22 protein-coding genes are annotated in these 24,307 nt (G+C 32.0%); 8 read left to right on the top strand and 14 right to left on the bottom strand.

Going from position 1 to position 24,307, the window contains the following annotated elements; all coding sequences use genetic code 11:
• Positions 1-156: 156 nt before the first annotated feature.
• The 12 genes from GBO31_RS02515 to GBO31_RS02570 all read right to left on the bottom strand — a co-directional run bounded on the left by GBO31_RS02515 (position 157) and on the right by GBO31_RS02570 (position 13,511).
• Positions 157-1,626: a nitrilase-related carbon-nitrogen hydrolase gene (locus GBO31_RS02515; protein WP_219006738.1), complete on the bottom strand. Its 1,470-nt coding sequence runs from the start codon at positions 1,624-1,626 to the stop codon at positions 157-159.
• Between the two features lie 219 nt (positions 1,627-1,845).
• Complete coding sequence (locus GBO31_RS02520; RefSeq protein ID WP_219006739.1) at positions 1,846-2,319, bottom strand: hypothetical protein; 474 nt, start codon at positions 2,317-2,319, stop codon at positions 1,846-1,848.
• 91 nt (positions 2,320-2,410) lie between these two features.
• A complete protein-coding gene (locus GBO31_RS02525; protein ID WP_246615749.1) occupies positions 2,411-2,878 on the bottom strand; it encodes a nuclear transport factor 2 family protein in 468 nt (155 codons plus the stop codon).
• A gap of 168 nt (positions 2,879-3,046) precedes the next feature.
• Entirely contained in the window at positions 3,047-3,334 is a 288-nt protein-coding gene (locus GBO31_RS02530) for a YciI family protein (RefSeq protein ID WP_219006740.1), read from the bottom strand.
• A gap of 16 nt (positions 3,335-3,350) precedes the next feature.
• Complete coding sequence (locus tag GBO31_RS02535) at positions 3,351-5,114, bottom strand: alpha/beta hydrolase-fold protein (RefSeq protein WP_246615750.1); 1,764 nt, start codon at positions 5,112-5,114, stop codon at positions 3,351-3,353.
• Between the two features lie 164 nt (positions 5,115-5,278).
• On the bottom strand, positions 5,279-5,959 hold the full coding sequence (locus tag GBO31_RS02540; RefSeq protein WP_219006741.1) for a DUF6624 domain-containing protein: 681 nt from the start codon (positions 5,957-5,959) through the stop codon (positions 5,279-5,281).
• 362 nt (positions 5,960-6,321) lie between these two features.
• On the bottom strand, positions 6,322-6,933 hold the full coding sequence (locus GBO31_RS02545) for a hypothetical protein (protein ID WP_219006742.1): 612 nt from the start codon (positions 6,931-6,933) through the stop codon (positions 6,322-6,324).
• Between the two features lie 91 nt (positions 6,934-7,024).
• Complete coding sequence (locus GBO31_RS02550; protein ID WP_219006743.1) at positions 7,025-9,763, bottom strand: carboxypeptidase-like regulatory domain-containing protein; 2,739 nt, start codon at positions 9,761-9,763, stop codon at positions 7,025-7,027.
• Between the two features lie 25 nt (positions 9,764-9,788).
• The gene (locus tag GBO31_RS02555) at positions 9,789-10,670 is read right to left on the bottom strand and encodes a GLPGLI family protein (RefSeq protein WP_219006744.1); all 882 of its coding nucleotides are present in this window, start codon (positions 10,668-10,670) and stop codon (positions 9,789-9,791) included.
• A gap of 93 nt (positions 10,671-10,763) precedes the next feature.
• Positions 10,764-11,927 (bottom strand): aspartyl protease family protein, encoded by a 1,164-nt coding sequence (locus GBO31_RS02560; protein ID WP_219006745.1) that lies wholly within the window; start codon positions 11,925-11,927, stop codon positions 10,764-10,766.
• A gap of 36 nt (positions 11,928-11,963) precedes the next feature.
• Positions 11,964-12,782, bottom strand: a complete 819-nt coding sequence (locus tag GBO31_RS02565; RefSeq protein ID WP_219006746.1) for a GLPGLI family protein — start codon at positions 12,780-12,782, stop codon at positions 11,964-11,966.
• A gap of 6 nt (positions 12,783-12,788) precedes the next feature.
• Positions 12,789-13,511 (bottom strand): TlpA family protein disulfide reductase, encoded by a 723-nt coding sequence (locus GBO31_RS02570; RefSeq protein WP_219006747.1) that lies wholly within the window; start codon positions 13,509-13,511, stop codon positions 12,789-12,791.
• A gap of 128 nt (positions 13,512-13,639) precedes the next feature.
• Here GBO31_RS02570 and GBO31_RS02575 point away from each other — a divergent pair, with 128 nt between their 5' ends.
• Genes GBO31_RS02575 through GBO31_RS02590 form a run of 4 tightly spaced genes read left to right on the top strand, consistent with a single transcriptional unit; the run spans position 13,640 to position 17,265 of the window.
• Positions 13,640-15,154, top strand: coding sequence for a sensor histidine kinase (locus tag GBO31_RS02575; RefSeq protein ID WP_219006748.1), 1,515 nt, complete (start codon positions 13,640-13,642; stop codon positions 15,152-15,154).
• Complete coding sequence (locus GBO31_RS02580) at positions 15,147-15,827, top strand: response regulator transcription factor (RefSeq protein WP_219006749.1); 681 nt, start codon at positions 15,147-15,149, stop codon at positions 15,825-15,827. The genes GBO31_RS02575 and GBO31_RS02580 overlap by 8 nt, the downstream gene beginning before the upstream one ends.
• A 31-nt stretch (positions 15,828-15,858) precedes the next feature.
• Positions 15,859-16,644 (top strand): hypothetical protein, encoded by a 786-nt coding sequence (locus tag GBO31_RS02585; RefSeq protein ID WP_219006750.1) that lies wholly within the window; start codon positions 15,859-15,861, stop codon positions 16,642-16,644.
• Between the two features lie 6 nt (positions 16,645-16,650).
• Positions 16,651-17,265, top strand: coding sequence for a deoxynucleoside kinase (locus GBO31_RS02590; RefSeq protein ID WP_219006751.1), 615 nt, complete (start codon positions 16,651-16,653; stop codon positions 17,263-17,265).
• Between the two features lie 84 nt (positions 17,266-17,349).
• Here GBO31_RS02590 and GBO31_RS02595 read toward each other — a convergent pair whose 3' ends face one another.
• Complete coding sequence (locus tag GBO31_RS02595; RefSeq protein ID WP_219006752.1) at positions 17,350-17,640, bottom strand: hypothetical protein; 291 nt, start codon at positions 17,638-17,640, stop codon at positions 17,350-17,352.
• Between the two features lie 107 nt (positions 17,641-17,747).
• Between GBO31_RS02595 and GBO31_RS02600 the strand changes: the two genes are divergently transcribed.
• A complete protein-coding gene (locus GBO31_RS02600; protein ID WP_219006753.1) occupies positions 17,748-18,404 on the top strand; it encodes a DUF2461 domain-containing protein in 657 nt (218 codons plus the stop codon).
• Here GBO31_RS02600 and GBO31_RS02605 read toward each other — a convergent pair.
• A complete protein-coding gene (locus tag GBO31_RS02605) occupies positions 18,401-19,648 on the bottom strand; it encodes a 3-deoxy-D-manno-octulosonic acid transferase (protein ID WP_219006754.1) in 1,248 nt (415 codons plus the stop codon). The genes GBO31_RS02600 and GBO31_RS02605 overlap by 4 nt on opposite strands.
• A gap of 209 nt (positions 19,649-19,857) precedes the next feature.
• Here GBO31_RS02605 and GBO31_RS02610 point away from each other — a divergent pair, with 209 nt between their 5' ends.
• The 3 genes from GBO31_RS02610 to GBO31_RS02620 all read left to right on the top strand — a co-directional run bounded on the left by GBO31_RS02610 (position 19,858) and on the right by GBO31_RS02620 (position 24,271).
• Positions 19,858-21,669 (top strand): hypothetical protein, encoded by a 1,812-nt coding sequence (locus tag GBO31_RS02610; RefSeq protein ID WP_219006755.1) that lies wholly within the window; start codon positions 19,858-19,860, stop codon positions 21,667-21,669.
• Between the two features lie 144 nt (positions 21,670-21,813).
• Entirely contained in the window at positions 21,814-22,983 is a 1,170-nt protein-coding gene (locus GBO31_RS02615; RefSeq protein ID WP_219006756.1) for a DegT/DnrJ/EryC1/StrS family aminotransferase, read from the top strand.
• Positions 22,984-23,086: 103 nt separating this feature from the next.
• Complete coding sequence (locus GBO31_RS02620) at positions 23,087-24,271, top strand: SNF2 helicase associated domain-containing protein (RefSeq protein WP_219006757.1); 1,185 nt, start codon at positions 23,087-23,089, stop codon at positions 24,269-24,271.
• Positions 24,272-24,307: the final 36 nt, after the last annotated feature.

Below are 24,307 nucleotides of genomic sequence, written 5' to 3' on the forward strand. Positions count from 1 at the left end.
TTTTAATATATTGTTAAACTTAATCCCTTTCTCTATCTTGTTTTTTTCCAACACTGTTAAATATCTAAAATGAGATTGATTTTTATTTCTAATTACAGCAAATGATTAACTGCAAACGGTTAATCACTGGCAACTTGACTCAACTATGAGTTCTTCTTAGATTCTTTTTTTTCTAATTATTAGAATAACCGAAACAAGTAGGAGTGCACAAAATGCAATAAAAGCATCTCCAATTACAGCGTATATCGTTTTTACTCCTTTTGTAGGTAATTCTGTGATCATAACTTTATTGGTATCCTTAAAATGATCCATTTCACTAATCACCTTTCCAGTATAATCTGTACCTATAGATAAACCAAAGCTTGTTTGACGAATAAAATTAAAACCTTGTTCAATTGCTCTAAATTTTGCCATATCTGTATGAATAGGATCAATCTCTTTCCAATCATTACTTGGTGCCAATAACATATCAGCTCCTTCAGCTCCCTTTAAATAATTAGGAAAATCTAAATCAAAACATATAACTCCTGCAATAGTTCCATAATCAGTTATGACTTTCTGAATTCCGGTGTTTTTATTATTACTAATTTCCGTTTCCTGACCAGGAACAGAAATCCCTTTCCAATAATCCATTACTTTTTTACCGGTTTGATCAAATAAAACAAACTTATTTTCTAGAAACTTACTATTTGTGGGGTCTATCACTGCAACACCTAAACCTAAGTATATCTTCTGATCAGAAGCTACTTGACTAGCGTATTCATACAATTCGTTTTCATCTTCTTTTAATATAACACTATTCCCTTCAGCCCAGAAAACTACTTTTGCACCGGCTTTTGCTTCGGCAATACTTCTATCAAATAGGTTTTGATTTAATTTTGATGTATTTTTTCTAGTTTCTATTTTAACCTCATTCTCAGTTTCTTTGTTATTCAACCCTTTAATATCTACCCTAACTTTAAGGCTATCTAATGCAGAAATAGAGGCAATATGAATAGTTTCGGAATTTGTTTTCTGGAATTGAGTGCGATACCCTCCATACACAAGTGTTACTCCTAAAACTAAACTGTATATAAGAATCCCTTTTTTCATATTTTGCCTTTGATTTCTTTGCTCATACACCCAATTACAAACTGATGCAAACCAAGAAATCAAAAATGTAATATACCCCAATCCAAAAATAGAAACTGATTGTAACAGAATATGCTGTGATTGCTGCGTATATGCAAAATGCCCCCAAGTACCATATGCATTAAATTGATGATATGCATATTCTATAAGAACAACAGATGTAGGGAAGATAAGTGTACTTAAAAAAGAGTTCCTGTTTTTTGAAAAAAATGAATCTATTAAATAGGGTAAAGATGTAAAAATGCTAAAAATTATAGCGATAACAATTGACACACTAAAAGGTAAAAATGGCACTACATCAAAACCTACGTAATAACTTATTCCTATAGCTAAAATAGCAAATAGAAAACCTTGCCACCTCTTTAATCTTCTAACAGCAAAAAGAAGCATCGCTGTTGAAATCCAAATGGCAAAAAATATAGAAAACTGTCCGTTTGAAATTATAAGAAATACTAATAAAAGAGATACGAATGTTATTTTTCCTAGAAGCTTCATTTGTCTATGTATTAAATTAATATTGGTGCAATATCAATTTAATCGATCTCTCTAGGCAATCGTTTTTGTTGAAGTATCGTATTGACTAGTTGAATTGTAACGGAATGTTACTTGTTCTTCTCTTTTCTGCTACAATAAAGAAAAACACACCATCTCAAAATCACAATTCATTATGGTTGAATTCCTATTCTAAGTACATAAACATTCTATCATAGCATATTAGTTCTTTTTAGGTGGTAATTCTACTTCTCCATCAGGATGGATTCTACAAATCACTTTACTTTTTTGATCCACAATGTTTAATACAAATACGATGGGACCTTCTTTCGGGATATTCAAAAATGCTTCGCTTGTAGCAACAGATTGCAAACTTTCTAATACCGCTTCACCAGCATTTTGAAGACATTCTCCAATAAATTCTTCATCATCATTCTCGAAATATTCCCCATCAGCATCTAATGGAAAAAACGGTTCTAAATTAAATCCTCCGCAAGCATCAAAAGCTTCTCCTTCAGAACCACCACCGTATCCCATAAATTCTAAATCTGGAGGTGATGTAATTTCTCCTTGAGCAGAAAAAATAATTTTTGCTACTGGTCGTAGTGGATCATAACCGGTATATGCTGGATTAGCATAAAACTCAAATGATTTTAAAAGGTCTGCTTTTATTTGGTCTATAATCTGGTCGTTCATTTTTAACCGCTAAATTATGAGTTTAGTGTTATCCGTTCTACCCTGTTTTCCGTGAAGTTAATGAGACGTTATTACATATAATTCCTTGACATTACCAGTATTCAAAGATTCGAGATATTTTTCCATTTTTAAATTCAAAGAGCGTCATTTCGGGCTTTCCCCTTTTAACTGTTCCATTTTTATTTTCAATAAATCTTTTCTGAGTAACGACAGCATTGAGTCCAATGATTTTATTAACCACTTCTATATCGGTAACAGTTCCATCATATCCTCCATTTTTTTGATTCCTAATGTATCCATTATAAAGTTTTTCGCGAGTATATGTTCCTCCATATTTTGGGTGCACATATGTAAAATCCTCAGTAAAAAGTTCAAATACATCATCAATATCTTTTGGAGTTGAATTGGCCTGAAAAATTTTAATGTTCAATACATAATATTTTTTCACCATCCGATCCAAGGAATCCTTATGAACTTCTGTAGCCTCTTGACTATTTGCAAAATTTGTAATAAATAAAAAAAACACAAATGAAAGTAGTGAAGTTGCTTTTGAAATCATTTAAAAATACTTTTAAAAGTTATACACTCAAATGTATATGGATGATCTTCAACAACAAGTTAATAACAAGTTAATTGTAACTTACTTAACTATTTAATCGGTATTTGTAAAAACTTAGTAATCTTGCTTTACCTAATCTCGACATTTTTCACGGTATCTTTATATTCTCTATTTCATCAAAAACTTCAATTCATCGCAAGTCTTGCTGGGTACAAATTCTATCAGTTCATAATTAGCTAGTTCATTTTCATAGAAAGGGTCTTTTTCTATAATATTTTCTAACTCAGATTTTGATTTCGCATTTGACAAAATTATACCTCCAGTTCTTGGAACTTTTCTTCCAGAGGCTAAGAAATGCCCCAACGCATATTGTTCATTTAGAAATTCAATATGATCATTCAGAAATCTGTCGACTTTTTCAAGTTCAGTTGTATAAGTAAGATTGATAATAAACATATTATTGAACGAGAAATTAATACCTCCAACTTTTTAAATCAGCGTCTTTTGGTGCAACTTTATCAACTTTATCAACATACTTTTTGATAAACATACGGTGATATCTAAGTCGACTAATATGATTCCCATTTTCATGATCGCCGTTCCAACAGTGTTCTGCTCTATCACCATAATCTACAACACCATTATAATAAGGAGCTGTTGTTTCTGATAAGATATCTTCAGCTAGATATACAGCATTATTGAGATAATAATTATCCATATCACCGCAATACAAATGAATTTTATGTTCCCAATCTTTACCGTGCTTTGCCCAATCTCGTTTCAAAATATAAGCAAGATCATAGTTTTCTTTCCAGTAAGCAGCTACTTCTGAATCAATTTCACCAGTGAGGCGATCCCAGATTCTCTTAGGATATCCTTCATCATTTATTGGTGAATATGTAGCTTCCCAAATATCCCATTGTTGTCCTGATCGACCTTTGGTACCCAAAACCAATTCTCTATAATTCATATCTCTTAAGCTCGCATCTACATTCCCCAAATAATCACGGTGACCAGGCACTAATGTTTTTTTGAAAGTACCTTCTTGGTAGTATGCATTCTTATCCTCATAAATATTTACCAAACAATACGCTCTAAAATCAATTGGATCTGGGCAAGCGGCAAAACACATTCCATATTCTTTAGGATATTTTACCTGAACGGCTAGCGCTTCCCATCCACCAGTACTTCCTCCGTATACAAATCGTGACCAACCTTCTCCTATTCCTCTAAATTGTTTTTCAATATGTGGAATAAGTTCGTAGGTAATCGCATCTCCGTAAGGTCCTTGTGCTTCGCTATTTACGGCATATGAATCGTCATAATATGGAGTTGGGTGTTGAATTTTAATAGCAATAACTCTTGGAAAATCAGGACCTGTCCATGTTTTATAAAAATCATACGCTTCTTGTTGCACCATGATATTGTATCCATCGACATCAAAACGCTCACTATACTCTGGTTTCAAATTAGGATCTGGTGGAGTTGTTTGAAATCCTCCAAAATCACTCGGAAAATGACCATGCATAATTGCAAGTGGATATTTCACATCTGGATGTGATTCCCAACCTTCAGGCAATAATACATGTGCTCCGAGATACATATCTCTTCCCCAAAAATCACTCAACAACTTACTTTTGATTTTTATATGCTTTACATACTTTGAATCTTCGGGTTCTGTAATTGGAGGTATTTTTTGATCTAATTGTATATTAACAGCAGGAAATTGACCATCTGTAATCGTAATTTTTTGAGGAGTAGAGAATAGATTACCTGGTGCTTTGTTCCATTGTTGTCCTTCTCCTCTATCCATCGGCAATTTAACTACTCGCCCATCTGATCGGTTAAAGGTTTCGTATTTGTGAAATAAAACTTGTATAAAAAATTCTCCTGATGGTAATTCTTTAAAGTTACGAACTGGATATCCAAATGCTTCCGTATCGAATTGTAAAGCCTCTTCAGGTTTCCAGTCATTGACGTCCATCCCAAAAGCTTGGCAGGTTTTGGAATCATCTCTAAGCTGAAATCTAGATTCTTTATCTATTTTTTCGGAAATTAGAACAATTAACCTTCCATCTAATGCTTCCTCATACTGTTCAGAAGTAAAAGACACTTGAATCTCTGCTATTGAAGTTTCAGATTTAGTATTGTTATTGGTACAAGAGGAAAAAAATGAGGTAATAAACAAAATAGCTATCCAAAATACATTTGGATACATACTGCGAGCTTTTTTCATGTTGTTGATGGTTTTTGAGATATGTTTGATTTGTGTTTTTAGGATTTAAAAAAATATGATTGTACAACATTTTTATCAAATCTTATGTACAATCATTTGTAAAGTCTCTTTAATAGTATGTTTTCTAATCAAAATGTCACTAATAATATTATTAGTGACTATTTTTAATTCTTAATTTCATATTTCCTTGGGCCTTTCAATCCATTTTGTTCATAAATGGCTTTATTCATTTGATAATGTATTTCCATCATTTCATTTAAGTAGTCTTCAATAGAAGAAAGCCCTACTTCATTTCTTCGTTTATTCACATTAACACTATCTTGAAGAGGTTCGGGAATTATCCAAAAATCTTCAATATATTTTACCTGTGTTCCATATAGTTGTTTCTTTCCTTTATTTTTCAAAACTCTATCCATGAGATAAGCATAATTTGAAGCATCAGCGTTATTCCTATCTACTTCTTTAATCATACTTTCTAAAACTTTTTCTTGAAAGTTAATATCATGATCAGCATGCTGAACCAATAACCAAAAGTTATATGAACCTTGTTTACCAACCTTATCAATCCCTAAAAAACCATATGATTCATATAGCCTTTTGATAGTATCAGTATTTGATTTGAAGATTCTATCTTTTTCTCTATAGAGACTATCTTTAACTCTTTCAGATTCGTTGGGTTTGTGAGCAAATTGAATTTCCTGATCAATCTTAACCATTCTTTCAAGTTGTTTGCTAACCTTCATTGAATCAATTACAACTATTTTCTCTGTTTTTAATTCCTTGGAATGCTTCTTACAAGAAATTACAAATGATAAGAAAATAATGAATGATAATTTATATTTCATTTCTTATACTATTTGTTACTACCATGTGAACATTTTACACCTTATTTTTTTGGTAATAAATATCCTTATACAAATACAACTTAAAGAAACGTAAATTTCCTTTGATTCAAAAGATCTCAATACATTTTCTTGTGTTAGGGTATAGAAAACACTAGGGTAAATTACTTCAGTTTTATTTTATTATAAGACTACTTCCCTTGAGGGAAGCTTGGAATAGGTATTTCTCAAAAACATCCCTCTAAATCTCCCTTCAAAGGGAGACTTTTCAAGCTTAGGTCATTTTAAGATGTCTTCTCGTATATACAATCCCGTTAAAAGTTCTACAAACTATTAGTTTGATTACTATTACATAGTCAAACATTCTACACAAACTGTATATTCACAATAAAATAATGAGGGATTTTAAAATGCTTTCCTAATTGGTCTGTGGCGATGTTAGACTGTGCTACTTCACAATATGAATTAGAACCATCTTTATGTACTGTCGGAGTAACAATTGCAAATACAGGATGTTTCTTTTGTAAATCGATAGTTATCGTTTCATTGCTTGCTAAAAAATCCTTTAAGGCATAGATATCAGCATTACCCTCCAAATCATAATACATTTTTTTACTCCTAAATCCATTAGCATGCATTTGGACTTTGAGTTTTCCTTCGTCTAACTTCGCAAAGAAATTCAATGTCTCTTTTTCTGATCTTATGTTGAAATAATCAGATTCTTTTCCATCAAAAAGTATTTTTCTAGAGCTTTCTTTTCCATTGATATACTCAATAATTTCAATACTATATGATTTCCCTTTAATAGCTTTTCCTTCGAAAATAAGTTTCTCAAAAAAAAGATTTTCAAAACCAATTAGTCCTTGTAGGTCTCTATTTTCAAATCCTTGATTAACGCTCATAGAAGCAGTGTTTTGGGCAAAACTAAATGATAAAATTCCTAAAAAAAGAACAAATGTGCATATTTGTAAGTTCATAACTTGTGTGTTTTTTGATGATGATATATGTATATGTAATACTAAATACTGACCTTTAGTATTACATATACGGGAATTGAAATAATTTTGATTATAGATTGTATTTCACGCTAAGTAACCAGTATCGAGGTTGTACTACATAGCTAGAAGTACTATTAAATAGTTCGTTGAAACTATCGCGATTGATACTTTCAGTATTTAGAATATTTGTTACCCAGAATTTATATTCCCATTTACTATTGGGTCTTTGGTAAAATAATTCTGCATCCCAAAAGCTATATTCATTTAAGGTAGTTTGTGTATCGCTATAATTATAATAGCTATAGGACGATTTGAGTAAAAATCCTTTAGCAAAAGTCCAATCCAATCTAGCAAATGGTCTACTTGTGTAGAAAGTACTTTCAGCTCCATTATTGTCATAATCATTCACTGTGATGCTATATCCCAAATCAAAATTAGGTCCTTTTCTAAAGTTGGTAGACCATTCTGTCTGATAGGTTTGTGTGAGACTGATACTCTCACTAGGCAATGTATTTACAATGTTATTAAAACTAGACCAACTTAATACAGCACTAAGATTTCCTTTGATCTTACCAAAAGTTCTGGTAAAATTACCGTTAGCAGTTAGAATCTGATCAGCAAGATTAGAGTTGATTGGTGTGTTTACTCTATTAATTCCAGTAATCACACTTGTATTTTTAATCGGATTTCGTCGATTGCTATAGCTTAAACGTGCAAAAATATTGGTGTAGTTGAACATATTAAAACTAAAGTAATTCAAGGAATAGTTATCATACAAGGCATTTTCCAAATTCCTATTTCCTTGTGAAAGAGAGTTGTAATTATTAAACACATAGCCTTCTGCTAGATTATTGATGTCTGTATAATTAGCAGTAATAGAATAATTAAAACGTAAACTTTCACTTTTCTTAAACTGTACCAAGGCGAAAAAATCGGGTAATACTAGCCATTCATTTTGGTCAATGGTCGTACCTAATTGTTCGTCTCTAAGATTATAATTATGAAGACTCACTCCTGGATTAAAGGTAAAAATCCCAGTGATAAACTTATAATGAACACTAGCAAAAATATCCCTAAAATCATACCTCACATCATTGGAAAACTCTTCAGAATCAAATGTATTCTGATCCCCGTTATCTAAGATTTGAAAAATCTCAGCATCAAAATTTTGAGTACTTAAAGTAGAACCTAACGTAAAGTTTAAGTTGCTCTTTTTATTCAAAACATAATAATAATCCAGTTTGGCATCTAGTTTATTGGTTTGTACTGTTTTTTGCTGATTGATATTATATCTATCTGCTTCTTCCAGCGGGTCAAAAGTATCTGAAGTTGGATCTAAAGGATCATTGATCGAGGTAAAAACACCTCTAAAAGGTATTTCAGATCGTATGGCATTATAAAAAGGATCTTCTTCCTGAAACAAGTGTTGCGCTTCAAAAGAAAAAATATTTTTAGCATTGAGTGTGTAATATGCGTTCATATTTTGCTGTACCGAAAAAGGTGTATTTTCCAAACGCTCGTTGATATCTTCAGAAATATTATCTCTTTCGGAAATGAACGTATCATCTTCTTCTTGATCTGATAATTTTCCGAACACATCATAATCCAATCTAAAGTTGTTATTAGGTTTATAACTAGCACTTAGTTTTAAAAGTCCTAAGGTACTTCTCTGTTGTGCTACATCCGAAGTTTCCTCGATCGTATTATCGGTAGGATCTGGTGTATCATCGATATATGTTCTTCTAGTATTGGTAATGAGGTCGGTTTTAGTGTTACTCACAATCCCGTATCCACTAATATCTAAACTTTTGTTTGCGGACATGCTAAAGTTAGCAGCTCCAAATTTGGTGTTAATTTCATTAGCTCTATCATTTTGTAATACTGCAAACGCCAGATCATCACTGGTAATATTAAAGGAAGTACCACCTCTTCCGAGGTTTCTAAATCCTCCAGTAAAATTAAAGTAATCTCTTCTTGTAAAAGGAACTTCTCCAATATCATTAAAATCTGTAAGGATGTTAATACTGTAATTAGGACTGTAATAAAACAACTTAGGTTTAATCAAATAACGTTCGGTTTCCCCTACACCAGCGCCAGCGGTAATATCTCCAAACCAAAAATTCTTCTTTCCTTCTTTGAGCTTGATATTAATTGCAACTTGATCCTGATTATTTCGCAATCCACGCAATTGCCCAACATCTTCATAATTTCGTAATACTTCTACCTTATCCAAGGCGTCCGCAGGTATGTTTTTAGTCGCTAGTTTAGAATCTCCATCAAAGAAATCTTTTCCTTCTACCATTACTTTAGATACTGTTTTACCTTCTACTTCTATTTCACCATCATCATTGACTTCTATTCCGGGAAGTTTATCGAGTACATCTCCTAATTTTTTTTCATTTCCATTGGTAAAGGAATCAGTATTATACACAAGCGTATCACCTTTGACCACCACTGGAATTTCATATACAATTTCTACCTCATCCAAACTATTTTCATCAGAAGTCATTTGAAAATCCACTTTTACATCTTCTTCAGTAGTGGTAATAGTTTTATCTTTTGCAGAAAGTCCAATAAAACTAACTTTTAATAAGTATGTTTGATTTGCGGGTACAGATAAACTATATTTTCCTTTACTATTGGTAATCCCATATGCTGTCATAGCATTGTCTGATTTTTTATAGGCAATTACATTAGCCATTTCTAAAGGATTACCTAAAGAATCTTTTACAAATCCTGTGATTTGTACTTTCTGAGCAGACATAGTCATCCCTACCAAAAAGATGGCAAACAGTATCTTTTGTTTCATGTTTTTTGATTAATTTTTAAAGAATTTAGTTTCTCCTTCCTCCACCAAAGCCTCCTCTTCCACGTCGTTGCGTACTAAATTGTTCGATCATTTCTTCCACTTTCTTTTTAGTGATCTCATCGAACGCTGCTTGTGAAACTTCTTTTCCTTTTGTTGGTGCTTTTATTTCTTCTTTTTCCTTTGCGTTAAGCACTATTTTATTGCATAATAATGTAGTTCTTCCTTCCTGAATTTCTAGAATTAAACCTGGCAATCCCCAATAGGATCCTGGACCTTGACTTACTGGTATTTCTGGAGTATACCATGCTACCACTTCGATTTCATCCGGTATTGCCGGTAATTCTGATTCGTCACTTGCGTTCACTTGATCATCAGCTCCATTTTCTCTTTGATTTCTTAGTTCTCTTGCCTTTCTTCTCATCGCTCTCCAGTCCATTACCTCACTCACTTTCTTTGTAGTGACAGCCTTGAAACAAGTATAGTTTCCGATCTTTTTTGTCTCATTTACCATAGTCCATTGATAGGTTGGTAGGGTATCTTTGATCAGGAAATTTTTACCATAAAACTCTCTTTGGTCATAATACTCACCTTCTTTTACATCTTTATAATAATTATTAGAGGTAAAACCTGATAACATTGCTCCCCATCTTCCACCTCCGCCAGTAGCTTCTAGCTGTGCTTCTTCTTTATAAGTAGCCATACTTTTATTAAAAGTGAGTATAAATGTTTTTTCTAAAGCAGATTTCATTCGTTCGGCAATTGCTTTTTTCTGATCTTCAGAAAGCTGGCGTCTTCCAAAATCCATATCCATTCCAGTTTTACTGAAATAATAGGCTTTTCCTTGAAAGTCTTGTGCGGTCGTTAATGAGGTTATCAGAATAATAACCAGTGTACAGATTGTTTTCATAATAGGCAGTTTTAAAATGATAAGACTATCCTATATCCATACGGTTTAATCGATAAAAGTTAATTATATCCTAAAAAAACAACCGCTAACACTCTAGATCATTCGCTTCAATAAAATAACTACTTGAAGCACTTTTCCTTTTGTGTTTTTTACCTGAATGGTAGTTTCTTTTTGATCTTGTTTTAGATGTTTTTCCCATTCATTTAATTCTTTACCATCATATCCATCAATTTTAATCAACTCATCACCTTCTCTGATTCCTTTTTGATACGCTTCACTCTCTTCTACCACATAACTTACTAGAATTTTATCTTCAACTTTTTCTAAACCAATTCCACTTGTGGGAAACTCAAAAGGTTCGGTAAACTTTGTATTCGGTTTTAGGTAAAACAGTTCGTTTTTATAATCCAATACCATATCAAATCGGTTGATGATTTTAGCTCCTAAGATTCCAGTATATCGAGAGGAAGCTGAAACACCTTCTTTTCCCTCAGAAATATCAATAGGGATATCGGTAAACTCAAAATCATACAGAGATATTTTTTCGACTGTTCCTTTGGTATAAGTAGTAGATTTGTTTAACCCTCTTGCTTTTCCCTTAATGGTTTTACCTGTACGGTTTTTAAGATCATGCTTTAGAGCATACGGTGTATTGAACAATAAACTCATGTTAGCACCACTATCGAATAAGAAATTTCCTTTTTGGGTACTTCCATCTCTTAAGGTAAAAGTAAGTTCCATTTGCGGTATTGGAGTTCTATCAAACTTCATAGGAATTTTAGTGTATGCATCTAATCCTGAAATTGGATTATCGTTCTCATATAGCGTTATAGTTTTTTCCTGAAAATTGAAACTTGTTTGATATTTTTTTAAAACATCATACCCTATAATTCCCTGAATCTTTCTACCAGATCGCTGAGAAAGCTTTTGTAAATCTACCAAAACAAGATTTGCATTCGAAAGCTTTACACCTCCTACTTTTATGCTTTGATTAGTCGCAATATGGTAGGTTTGGGATCCATTAGCTCCTTGCGCATTCTGAGAATAATTGGATTTTATATTTAATGACTCGGCAACAGTGCTATCTAAAACTCCTGTTGAAGCTCCAGTATCAAACACAAAATCCAAATATTCGTCATGCTCATTTACCTGTACTTTTATAAAAACCAGTCCGTCCTCTTCAAAAGGGATGGTAGTTACCTGAGCTTGTATACCACAAGTAAATACTATACTTATTAGAAAAAATATCCTGTTCATTTTTTGATTGTTTTGATTGATGTTACTTATTAATGATTATCCTCCTATTCTAATTTCTATACTATTACCATCACTACGACGTGGCATTCTGTCTTGCATTTCTTTCATTTTTTTACGCATGATTTCTTCAAATTTAGTTTCCGTCACTTCTTTACCCTTTGTAGGAGCTTCAATTTCAATCTTTTTATTGGGATTTAGTACTATTTTATTGCATAAAATTCGTAAATCACCATCATTCACTTCCATAATTAATCCTGGTAATCCCCAATAATTAGAAGGACCATTATTTACTGGGATTTCTGGAGTATACCAAACTACTACTTCGATTTCCTTAGTTTCTGGTTCGGATTTTTCTTCTTCTCCATTTACTTTTACTTGTCTAGTAATTTCCTGAGTTCTAGTCATTGTTGCTTTATAGCAGTTGTAGTTTCCAATTTTCTTGGTTTCGTTAGATAACTTCCACTTATAATGAGTTAAGGTATCTTTTACTAAGAACATTTTACCAAGCATATCACGTTGGGCAACAAATTTTTCTTCTTTTGTGTTTTTATACAAAATATCAGAAGCACCTGATCCAGCAACCATTACCTGTATTCCAGAAGCTGGTTGTGGTGCTCCTAAACTTTCTTCTTCTTTATATACAGATGCTGATTTATTAAATCGCAGTGTATATTCTTTCTGAAACTGCTTACGCATCATTTCATGAATTTGCTTCTGCATTTCAGAATTCATTTGGGTACTATCTAATTTAACCTCTAACTTTCTATCTGTACTGTAGGTTGCTATTCCCTGAAAATCCTGGGCGGTAATACTTCCGATTACAGATAAAGTTACAATGATGATGAGTCTTATCATGTCTATTTATTTTAAAAGGGTTTCTAATTTATTTTTCAATTCTGTGGCTTCACCAATTTTCATTCCTCCATTTTCATCTCTGATATATGGAATACCATTTTCGATATAACTAATAGCTCCATTTTTATCCAAAAGTATATTCTTTGGAAAAGCCTGGATTTCTAAAGTATCTACATACGATTGCGCATCTACAACCTGAATAAAATTGAAGTCACGCTTTTGTAAAAATGCTTCAACTTTTTCTTTAGATTCATAAGTGATCGCTACAAAATTGATACGATCGCCGTATTCCTTTTTCAATTTGTTTAATTCTGGCATTTCATCAATACACGGTTTGCATTTTGTAAACCAGAAGTTTACTAATGTAGGTTTCCCTTCTAATTCAGTAGTATATAATCTGTCTCCTGACAATCCTACTAAAGATGCATATGGTAATTTCTTATTCTTTAATGAATGTAGCCTGCTCTTTGTCATGCTTGTTCCAGTAAGATTTACATGAAATCCAAAATCATGAATGATAGAATCTTTGCTAACGCTGGTATTATTGATTTCAATTTCTACTACAGCTTTTTCATTAATTTTCTGAGCTTTTTCCACCATTTTTTGTTCTACTTCTTCTAATTCCTTTTCAGTTAACACGTCTCCTTTATGATTTCTATAATATGTAGACTGCGCGTTTATTGAGATTGTAGTAAGAACTGTAAATAAAAGTAAGGTTAGTTTTTTCATTTGAATTTTAGTTTTCTTTGATTTGTACATCACAAAGATGGAAACCTAATGCAAACTAAACCGTTAACCAGTGTTAACGAGTGTTAACCGATTCATTTTATCTCATTTAAGAATCCTATTTTTGGGGTATGCAAAAGAATAGTTATAAAAACATCTTATACTTTATTGTCTTTGTGATCCTGGTAACATTGGGTATTCAGGTTTACTGGAATTTTAAAAACTACATAGCTGGTAAACAACAATTGATCAATGAAGTACAGATAAGCTTAGACAATGCTGTAGGTCAATATTATACTGATTTAGCAGAGAAAAATACGATTGGATTTTCTTCGGATTCCTCTAATATCAATTCTTTCCTTAAGCAAAATAGTTTTAAAAGTTTCCTTAAAGAAATTGATTCGGGCACAGTTGATTTTAAGAGTTATACCTTTTCTGAAGGTTTAGATCATAGTAATATTAAAATTTACCGAGGAATTTCTGTGGATAGTATGGATCGTATCGATCCTTGTAAAAACAGTCCTTGCCCTGATACTTTAGAAATTTTAGAATATACAGATACACTAAACTTTCCAGGAAATATTAAATCAAGACAAAAAGCCTTACAACAACTGACATCCAAAATCATCATTTCGATTAGTGAAGATTCGTTAGATCTGAAAACTTTAGATACGATTATTGCTGATCAATTACAACGTAAAAAATTAGATATCAGTTATGGAATTACATTTCAGGATAAACGAGGAACTTCTTATATTTTTAATCCTGATATTATTAAACAATCCGATTTAAAAACCAAAACTAAATCCTCTTATTTACCGAGAGGAAGTTCTTTAGAATTGTCTTTTACGAATACCACACTTCCTATTTTAAAGAAAAACCTGATTGGGATACTATTGTCTTTTCTTTTGGTAGGTGCAGTTATTGGATGTTTGTTATATCTTTTACGAATCATCAATCATCAAAAACAGCTTGCCGAACTCAAAAATGATCTGATTAGTAATATCACACATGAGTTTAAAACTCCTATTGCCACTATAAGTGCAGCTCTGGAAGGTATTAAGAGTTTTAATAAAGAAAATGATCCTCAAAAAACTAAAAAATACGTAGAAATGTCTTCTGACCAATTAGGAAAGTTGAATACTATGGTGGAGAAAATATTAGAAACTGCAACATTGAATAGTGATGAACTAGAGCTAAATCTGGAAGAGATAAATCTGGTAGATTTAACACAAACGATTATCAGCAGGTATCAAGCCAATACTAGCGAAAAGAAACTAAGTTTCGAGAGTACTCATAATAATATTTGGAAAAAAGTAGATCCGTTTCATTTTGAAAATGCCATCAACAATATTATTGACAACGCTATTAAATATGGAGGTGATCAAATTGATGTTTCTCTGCGAAATACCAATCCCAATATCATTCTTGAGATAAAAGATAATGGTACGTCATTAACCAAGTCCCAAAAAGATAGAATCTTCGACAAGTTTTATCGAGTTCCTAAAGGAAATAAACATGATGTAAAAGGATTTGGTATTGGTCTATTTTATACCAAAACTATTGTTGAAAAACACCATGGAACCATAGTATTGCTGCTGGATCAAGGTCATACTAATTTTAAAATAACACTACCCAATGGATAAAATTGTTGAAATCGTTCTGGCAGAAGATGAGCCTTCTTTGGGTCAGATTATAAAAGAAAGTCTAGAAACTAGAAATTTTAAAGTCCACTTGGCAAAAAATGGAGAGGAAGCTTATACTTTATATTCTTCTGTTTCTCCTAAATTATTGGTATTAGATGTCATGATGCCCAAAAAAGATGGATTTACTTTAGCAAAAGAAATCAGATTGGAAGATGATACGATTCCAATTATATTCCTTACTGCTAAATCGCAAACACAAGATGTGGTAGAAGGATTTACGATTGGCGGTAATGATTATCTAAAAAAACCTTTTAGCATGGAAGAGTTGATTGTTCGGATTAATAATCTTTTGCATAGAACCAGAACACAACAAAATTCAGAAGCACTCAGTGTAGGAAAGTATACTTTTGATTTTCCGAAACAAATACTCACCTTCGAAAATGAATCTCATCAACTAACTCATAGAGAAGCACATTTACTTTTCCATTTGATCAAAAACAAAAATCAGGTATTGGATCGTTCTATGATTTTAAAGAAATTATGGGGTGATGATGATTTCTTTAATGGTAGAAGTATGGATGTATTTATTACGAAACTTAGAAAAAAATTAAAACAAGACGATTCTATTCAGATTATCAATGTACGAGGTTTTGGATATAAGTTAGTTTGCTAAAACTGGTCTTATTTTTGTACTTTGCTAATTGATGAAGAAATTTATTCTGTTTTTTATTGTAGTAGTCTCAGTACAGATTAACTATGCACAACGAAACATTGTTCTAAATGATTCAATCTCCTTAGAAGCGGATAGGTTTTTAGGTGTGGATTCTTTTGGTGCTGTGTATTATCTTAAAGAAAATATTTTTTATAAAAAATGGAATAACCAAGAATGGCAATTCGGTGATTTTATATTAGGTGAGCTTACCCAAGTATCTATTCTTAACCCTCTGAAAATTGCCTTATTTTATGAGACTTCAAACACATTGGTAACGGTAGACAAGTACTTATCTGAAATTGATCGTGTAAACTTTAATGCGATAGCTGAGTTTAAAAATKTTTCCCTAATGACTCCCGCCAATGATAATAGCGTTTGGATCTTTGATAACAACACACAACAACTAGATATTTTCAATACAGTTTCTGAAAAGACATTAGTTACTACACAACCTTTGAATGAACTTCCAAAAGCTTTACAAAGCACCTTTAATTATTGCTGGGTACTTACTGATCAAAACTTAACTCAATATAACATTTATGGAAGTTTATTAAGTCAAATAAAAAATGATGAATATCAAAATATAAGGATCATTAAAGATGATTTAATCCTTCAAAAAGAAGACGGTTTATACTATTATAGCACTAAGACAGAAGAATTAGAAAAAATAGATCTTCCTGAAATTCCTATAAAACAGTTTCATGTTACTAATGAAATCCTTTATATTTACCGACAAAGTACGATTTACAGTTTTGACCTAACACCCCGAAAAAATTAATCAACTATGCATGTAGCCATTGCAGGAAATATTGGTGCCGGAAAGACAACACTAACTAAATTATTGGCCAAACATTATCGATGGGAACCTCAATTCGAAGATGTTTTAGAAAATCCTTATCTAGAGGATTTTTATAACAAAATGGAACGTTGGTCTTTTAACCTACAGATCTATTTCTTAAATAGTCGTTTCAGACAAATTTTAGAAATAAGAGAAAGCGGAAAAGATATTATTCAGGATAGAACCATCTACGAAGATGCCTATATCTTTGCTCCTAACCTTCATGCAATGGGATTAATGACCAATCGTGATTTTGAAAATTATCGATCATTATTTGATCTAATGGAAAGCGTAGTAGAAGGTCCGGATTTATTAATTTATCTACGAAGCAGTATTCCAAATCTTGTTGCGCAAATTCATAAGCGAGGACGCGAATATGAAAACACTATAAGTATTGATTATTTGAGTCGTCTTAACGAACGTTATGAAGCTTGGGCTCATGGATATGACAAAGGAAATCTTCTTATTGTGGATGTTGATCATCTCAATTTTGTAGATAATCCAGAAGATCTAGGAAATATTATAAATCGTATCGATGCAGAATTAAATGGTTTATTCTAAAATATAAAAAAGACCTTTCGATTAGATTAGAAAGGTCTTTCTTTTTAAACTTACTTTACTAAGTCTCTTTTATTCTAACAGGTTTTAAGATGCTTGTTCACCATCTTCTTTTTCTGTTTTTGAATCGTCTTCTTTAACTTCAGCTTTATCTAAAGACTTTTCAACTTCTTCACCAGCTTCTTTTACTGCTTGCTCTACTTCTTTTTCAACTTCGGCAGCGTCTTTTTTAGCTTCTTCTATAGAAGTTTCTACTTCTTTTTGTACTTCGCTGGTTTCTTCGGTTGTAGTTTCTGTTTCTTTATTAGTATCTCTACAAGAAACAAACATTACATTTAAAGTAAATAAAAACGCTAAGGCTAACATTACTTTTTTCATAATAAAAAAATTTTAGTTGTTATTATATGCCTATAACGGTATTCTAATCTCACTATTTCTATTACCTTGGTAATGTTTTCACAAAAAATCTTAATTTTTTTAACAGAATGAATTTCAGCGAGTTATTTAAATTCCTTTCAGAATTACAAAAAAATAATAACAAGGAATGGATGGATGCTAACCGAAAATGGTATCAACAAGTTCGAAGTTTTTTTATCAATTGGCTAGATACTCTGGAAGAGGAATTGGTAAAAATTGATCCAGATTATTTCCTAACCTCTGGAAAAAAAGGTATTAATCGTATTAATAACAACCTTCTTTTTCATCCTAATAAACCTGTTTATAAAGATCATTTTGGTGCAGGATTGGATCAACTTTCCAAACAAGGAGATTTTTATATCGAAATCGGACTTTCGCAATGTGTATTGGCTGGAGGATACTGGCGCCCTGATAGCAAAGTACTCAATAGTATTCGCGAAGCCATTGATTACAATGGAGAAGAATTGATTAAAATTATTCATAAGAAAAGTTTTAAGAACACATTTGGTAATTTATATGATGATGGGACTAGCCTTACTAAAGCACCAAAAGGATATACTATGGATCATGAATACATCAATCTATTGCAGAAAAAAACTTTTGCAGTAGCTTATGAATTACAACCAGAAGAGGTATTACAACCAGATTTTATAGAAAAAGTCATTGAAGTGTATAAAGAAATGCTTCCGTTTAGAAGGTACTTACGACAAGCAGTAACAGTCTAAGAATTTTCTAATGTACTACTTAGATATTCCACAATGGTTTTGGTAGCTCCTGTATTGCTATTGATAAAATGACCAGCAATCATACCTGTTTGTTCTCGAAATTTTTTATTCTCAATCAACTTATTCATAATTTTCGAAAATTCACTAGCACTGGATATAGAAAATAATCCTGCTAATTTTTGCAGTTGTTTTGCTTCTCGAAATTTCTCAAAATTTTGTCCAATAATTATTGGCATTCCAAAAGTAGCAGGCTCTAAAATATTATGTAGTCCTGAGGTTCCCATTGCTCCACCAACATATGCGATATCTCCGTAGCTATACACACGAGACAAGTATCCGATGGTATTCATAATAAATACTTGATATTCTTTTAAGTCATTTCCTTCTTTTTCAGAAAACAGCACTGTTCTTGTAGAAAGTTTCTGTTTCAATTTTTGCACACCACTGTCTTTTATTTCATGAGGAGCGATGATAAAACAAACATTTTTCGGCGCTTGATTTACAAAATCTACAAATACTTCTTCATCTTCCTGCCAAGAACTTCCTACTACGATACAAATTCTATTATTGATAAAATCTGAAATAAAATCTACTTGATTATCCATTTCGATTTGATGAGAAACTCTATCAAAACGAGTATCACCACTTACAGTAACATTTGTAAAGTTTACCTTTTCAAGCAAATCTTTAGATGTCGTATCTTGTACAAAGAAGTGGTCTACCCTTTGTAATGCATTTCTCATAAAACCTCCATACCATTTAAAAAAAGATTGCTCCTCTCTAAAGGCGGCAGAAACTATGGTAATAGGTGTGTTATTGTTATATAACTCCTTCAAATAATTTGGCCAAAACTCATACTTTACAAAAACTGCAAGTTTGGGATTAACCAATTGAACAAATCGCTTCGCATTTCTTTTGGTATCTATTGGAAGATATACAATTATATCTGCGAGTGTACTGTTCTTTTTTATTTCATATCCTGAAGGAGAGAAAAAGGTAACCAAAAGTTTATAGTTAGGATACTTCTCCTTTAATTCCTCCATAACAGGAACCCCTTGTTCATATTCTCCTAAAGAAGCGCAATGAAACCAAATAATTTGATCCTCTGGTTTTATGTCTTTTTTTAATATCTCAAAAACTGATTTTCTTCCATTGGCAAATAACGTAAGTTTTGGACTCAATAATCCAATAACAGGAAGCAAACTATTGAATATTGCTATGAAAATATTGTATAAGAAATTCAAATGTCTTGATTTTTATTAGTTGCTAAAATACAGTTCTTTTCTCTAAAAAGACAGTCTTATCCTATTTTCAAAATCGATTTTACAATTTGACAAAAGCAAATCAAAAATGATATTTATTCAAAAAATTAATAAATAAATTGATTTTTATTTAAAATTATAATTAAAAAATTACTAATTTAACACATAATATCACACAAACTCAAAACCTCATGAAATTAAAAATTACACTAATTACCTTATTCACTAGTACTCTATTATTTGCTCAAAGTTTTACTGAAGTACAACTCCCAAAACCTGATCAACTAAATCCTTTTTTTATTGGGCCATTGTTTAAATCCACTATTCACTATGGAGTTACACCACCCAATTATAACGGAAAAGTGATTCTTTTCAATCATGGCTATATTGATTTAAACCAAAGTCAATTTTTATTTGACAATTCTTTTTATCAAGAAACCTTCGATGAAGGGTATCAAGCTGTTTTTGTAGCGACAACCAGAGGTGGTGGTATTTGGGTTAATGGTGAATTACTAGCAGAATCCATAGATATCATAACACAGAAGTACAATGTTTCTGACGTAACTATTATAGCACATAGTAATGGAGGAAAAGCAGCAGAAGCTGCTATGATTCAATATGGTCAAAAAAATAAAGTATCTCAAGTTTTTGCATTAGGAACTCCTTATTGGGGAACTTATTTAGCAGATATTTCACAAATGCCTTGGCTAAACTGGGCTTGGAGATTAACAGGACTTAATGAAGGAGCCAGAACGTCAACAACCTATTATTGTAGAGATGTTGTGCGCCCATATTTAGACAATAATTCCAATAACGAACCTGATAAATTTATCATCTTAGGAGCTTCTGGGTATTTCACTGGATCTAATCTATTGGCTAGAGCAGCCTTTACAGTAACAGGAGGAATTTTATTACCAGTACAAGGAGCTAATGATGGAGTTGCACCTTATTCTAGTACACTCAGACCAGGTGGAGAGTATGTATTTAGAAAAAACGATTACAGAGCATTTTTTGATCACTTAGATGTTAGCTTTGGACAATTTAGTTGGCCTTATGTAAAATCCTATTTAGAAAACAGGTCTCAAAGAAGCCTTAAAAGTCCTAATACAGCTAAATCAGATAATCATATTACAACTAGCAATTATTATATTATTCATTCTGAAAATGAGTATGAAAACATTGTACTAGATAAAAATTCAAAATTTGCTGTAGCAGAAATGATCCATGAAAACCCCAAAGCTGAATTTAGTAGCAGTATTGAAGGGCAAAAACAGTTAAAAGCGCTAACTCCGCAGAAACAAGAAAATCATAAAACCATTATTGCAATTACAAAGGGTAGTCAACAACTAGAAAGTGATTCTCGCTTTGCAGCTTTTGTGAAACAAAACAATGGAATTATGATGAAACTAGAACATCAACCCACAAAACTATATCCACAATTGAAAGTTGATATTACATCTGCTCGAAAAAATGATCAACTATTATTAAATACTGAAGTTAGAGGTGTTATTATCAAAACTTCTGAGATTGATGGTACTCCACAAGAAAATGAACCGCAACTGATCAACTTTAATGAAAAGAATGGCAGCTTTTATTTTGACACAAAAAAATTAGAAGATGGTGTTTACAGTCTATTTTTAAATTCTGAAAGTGATGGTAATTTTAAACGAAGTATCATCTCTGGATTTGTTGTTGGAGATATTCATAAATCCTTAACAAATACAGATGAAACAATCCCACGAGTAAAATCAGAAAAATCCCTAAAAATCACCCCTAACTCTGTTAAAAACTATGCTATTTTAACACTTCAAGGATATGCCAATAACAGTGATCAACTTAAGATATCAGTTTATGAAATTAGTGGTAAAAAAATTAAAGATTTTGAAATTCCAACACAGCAAAATTCGCAATATGATATCTCTAAAAACCTTCAATACTTATCTGGAGGTATCTATTTGCTACAAGTAAATAACGAAAAAACGGTGAAATTTGTAAAGGAGTAAAAATGTAAGCCATTCATTCAAAGACTATTGCCGATGTGATTCCATTTTGACCTTATCCGTTAATAAAAAACAGATCAAAACCTATTATCACATTGGCAATGGCTTCATTATTTTGTAATTTCGTCCAGTTACAAAACACATCTCATGAAGAAGATTCAAATGGTTGACCTAAAGGGTCAATATCAACAAATAAAAGAACGTGTCGATGCATCTATTCAAGATGTAATATCGTCCACTGCCTTTATAAATGGTCCGGAAGTGCATAGTTTCCAGAAGGAATTAGAAGAATATTTAGACGTAAAGCATGTAATTCCATGTGCTAACGGAACGGATGCATTGCAAATAGCGATGATGGGATTAGGTTTAAAACCTGGAGATGAAGTGATCACTGCTGATTTTACTTTTGCAGCAACCGTAGAAGTAATTGCATTATTACAACTTACACCTGTTTTAGTTGATGTAGAAGAAGATTCTTTTAATATAAATCCAGATGCTATTCGCAAAGCGATAACGCCTAACACAAAAGCTATTGTACCAGTTCACTTATTTGGTCAGGCAGCGAATATGGATGAAATCATGGCGATTGCTAATGAACATAACTTATATGTGATCGAAGATAATGCTCAAGGAATAGGCGGTAGTTATAAATTTGCTGATGGAAAAGTTGCGAAAACTGGTACTATCGGTCATGTTTCTTCAACTTCTTTTTTCCCTTCCAAAAATTTAGGATGTTATGGTGATGGTGGTGCTATCTTTACGAATGACGATGATTTAGCGCATACGATACGTGGAATTGTAAATCATGGAATGTACAAAAGATATCATCATGATGTTGTAGGAGTAAATTCTCGTTTAGATTCTATCCAAGCAACCGTTTTGAGAGCTAAATTACCTAATCTTKATGCTTACAACAATGCAAGAAGAACGGCTGCAAGAAAATATACTAAAGCTTTTGAAGGTGTTGAAAATATAGTAACTCCTCAAGTACAAGGAAATAGTTGCGAAACGGATGCTGCATCCATTTGTAACACCTGTAATTGTCACGTATTTCACCAATATACCTTGCGTGTACTTGGAATTGATCGTGATGCTTTAGTAAAACACTTAAACGAAGCAGGAATTCCTTGTGGTGTATATTATCCTATTCCACTACACAGCCAAAAAGCATATCAAGACGATCGTTATAATGAAGAAGATTTCCCTATAACCAATCAACTCGTTAAAGAGGTTATCTCTTTACCTATGCATACGGAGTTAGATAATGAGCAAATTGATTTCATTACAAAAACGGTCATTGACTTTGTATCAAAATAAACTTAAATTGTAAAATATAATTGAAATTGAATTTCAACTATATTTTACCAACTAACAACTATTTAGTTTAATTAACTAAAAACAACTATTTAAACCATCCAAAATGGATTCACTTTGTATCTGTTATAATCTGGTTGATCATGCCAATCTGCCAGGTATTCCCCCATTACCAGAAGCATATATAGTACCCGTAAAGCCAAACGGTCTTGGGTATGTAGAAAAACAAGCTACACCACCAATTCTAGATAGTTTTGGTATTCCTTATTTAGAAACAGCACACGAAAAACTATTAGAAATTTGCTCTAGTTTAAAAGTTGCGGTTTTAGAACAGAAATTTAGACCTGCTAAAAAAAGAAAAAACTTCGGATTAGCAGATATACTTAAAGAACCTAAAATTAAAGATGTGGTGATTAACCATATCCATGATAAACTTTCCGTTTTCTACGCCTTAGTTATTGAAAATAACTATCCAATTATACATAATGCGCAGAGAAAAGATCCTTTTGAGGTACATAGATTATCTATAGGAAAAGCAGTATTGGACCCTATTTTAGAGTTTACAAAAACAGAGGATGGTATTGATTATGCATTTACGCTTAAAGAAGAAGAAAAAGTTATAATCCCTCAAAATCATAGTATTCAAATATTGCTAAACGAACCTTCTTGGATTTCAATAGACAAGACTGTTTTTCACATTAATAATCTAAATGCCAACAAGCTAAAACCTTTTTTTAGCAAGGAAAAGATTACTATTGCAAAAAAACATATCAAAACTTATTTGGATAAAGTAATCATTCCTGTAATCAAAAATGTGGATGTTATTGCCAATGGTTTTGACATACTAACACATAAAAACATAGCATCTTATAGACTGGACATTATACAGGATTTTATTACAGAAAATTATGTAGCCAAGGTAGCTTTTGATTATGGAGAAGCTACATTTGATTATCATAGTAACAAAAAAACTTCTTCTGATGTACATCTTGGTGAAAATCAAGAAATTCAGATTACTCAGATCAAGAGAGATGCAGATGCTGAAAAAGAAATTATCTCTTTACTAACCTCCAAAGGGTTAACTATCAATTCGAACCTATTATTAGAAACAGAAGGCTCTGAAGATCCATTATCTATTTTTAACTGGGTACAACAGCATCATAAAGAATTAGAAAAAGAAGGATTCCAAATTGTGCTTCCTAATTTTGAGGACAAAACTGTTACACTGGATTCACATCAATTAGAACTACAGCATAAAAAAAAAATGACTGGTTCGATGTTAAAGGAATAGTCCAAATTGGGAATCTTGAGATTCCTTTTTCTAAGT

Origin of the sequence: Aquimarina litoralis (genome assembly GCF_019295435.1) — a bacterium.
In the GTDB taxonomy this organism is placed as follows: Bacteria; Bacteroidota; Bacteroidia; order Flavobacteriales; family Flavobacteriaceae; genus Aquimarina; species Aquimarina litoralis_A.

Coding starts and splice junctions, on each gene's coding strand:
- GBO31_RS02515 (WP_219006738.1), bottom strand. CDS start 1,626: ATGAAGCTTCTAGGAAAAATAACATTCGTATCTCTTTTATTAGTATTT.
- GBO31_RS02520 (WP_219006739.1), bottom strand. CDS start 2,319: ATGAACGACCAGATTATAGACCAAATAAAAGCAGACCTTTTAAAATCA.
- GBO31_RS02525 (WP_246615749.1), bottom strand. CDS start 2,878: ATGATTTCAAAAGCAACTTCACTACTTTCATTTGTGTTTTTTTTATTT.
- GBO31_RS02530 (WP_219006740.1), bottom strand. CDS start 3,334: ATGTTTATTATCAATCTTACTTATACAACTGAACTTGAAAAAGTCGAC.
- GBO31_RS02535 (WP_246615750.1), bottom strand. CDS start 5,114: ATGAAAAAAGCTCGCAGTATGTATCCAAATGTATTTTGGATAGCTATT.
- GBO31_RS02540 (WP_219006741.1), bottom strand. CDS start 5,959: ATGAAATATAAATTATCATTCATTATTTTCTTATCATTTGTAATTTCT.
- GBO31_RS02545 (WP_219006742.1), bottom strand. CDS start 6,933: ATGAACTTACAAATATGCACATTTGTTCTTTTTTTAGGAATTTTATCA.
- GBO31_RS02550 (WP_219006743.1), bottom strand. CDS start 9,763: ATGAAACAAAAGATACTGTTTGCCATCTTTTTGGTAGGGATGACTATG.
- GBO31_RS02555 (WP_219006744.1), bottom strand. CDS start 10,670: ATGAAAACAATCTGTACACTGGTTATTATTCTGATAACCTCATTAACG.
- GBO31_RS02560 (WP_219006745.1), bottom strand. CDS start 11,927: ATGAACAGGATATTTTTTCTAATAAGTATAGTATTTACTTGTGGTATA.
- GBO31_RS02565 (WP_219006746.1), bottom strand. CDS start 12,782: ATGATAAGACTCATCATCATTGTAACTTTATCTGTAATCGGAAGTATT.
- GBO31_RS02570 (WP_219006747.1), bottom strand. CDS start 13,511: ATGAAAAAACTAACCTTACTTTTATTTACAGTTCTTACTACAATCTCA.
- GBO31_RS02575 (WP_219006748.1), top strand. CDS start 13,640: ATGCAAAAGAATAGTTATAAAAACATCTTATACTTTATTGTCTTTGTG.
- GBO31_RS02580 (WP_219006749.1), top strand. CDS start 15,147: ATGGATAAAATTGTTGAAATCGTTCTGGCAGAAGATGAGCCTTCTTTG.
- GBO31_RS02590 (WP_219006751.1), top strand. CDS start 16,651: ATGCATGTAGCCATTGCAGGAAATATTGGTGCCGGAAAGACAACACTA.
- GBO31_RS02595 (WP_219006752.1), bottom strand. CDS start 17,640: ATGAAAAAAGTAATGTTAGCCTTAGCGTTTTTATTTACTTTAAATGTA.
- GBO31_RS02600 (WP_219006753.1), top strand. CDS start 17,748: ATGAATTTCAGCGAGTTATTTAAATTCCTTTCAGAATTACAAAAAAAT.
- GBO31_RS02610 (WP_219006755.1), top strand. CDS start 19,858: ATGAAATTAAAAATTACACTAATTACCTTATTCACTAGTACTCTATTA.
- GBO31_RS02620 (WP_219006757.1), top strand. CDS start 23,087: ATGGATTCACTTTGTATCTGTTATAATCTGGTTGATCATGCCAATCTG.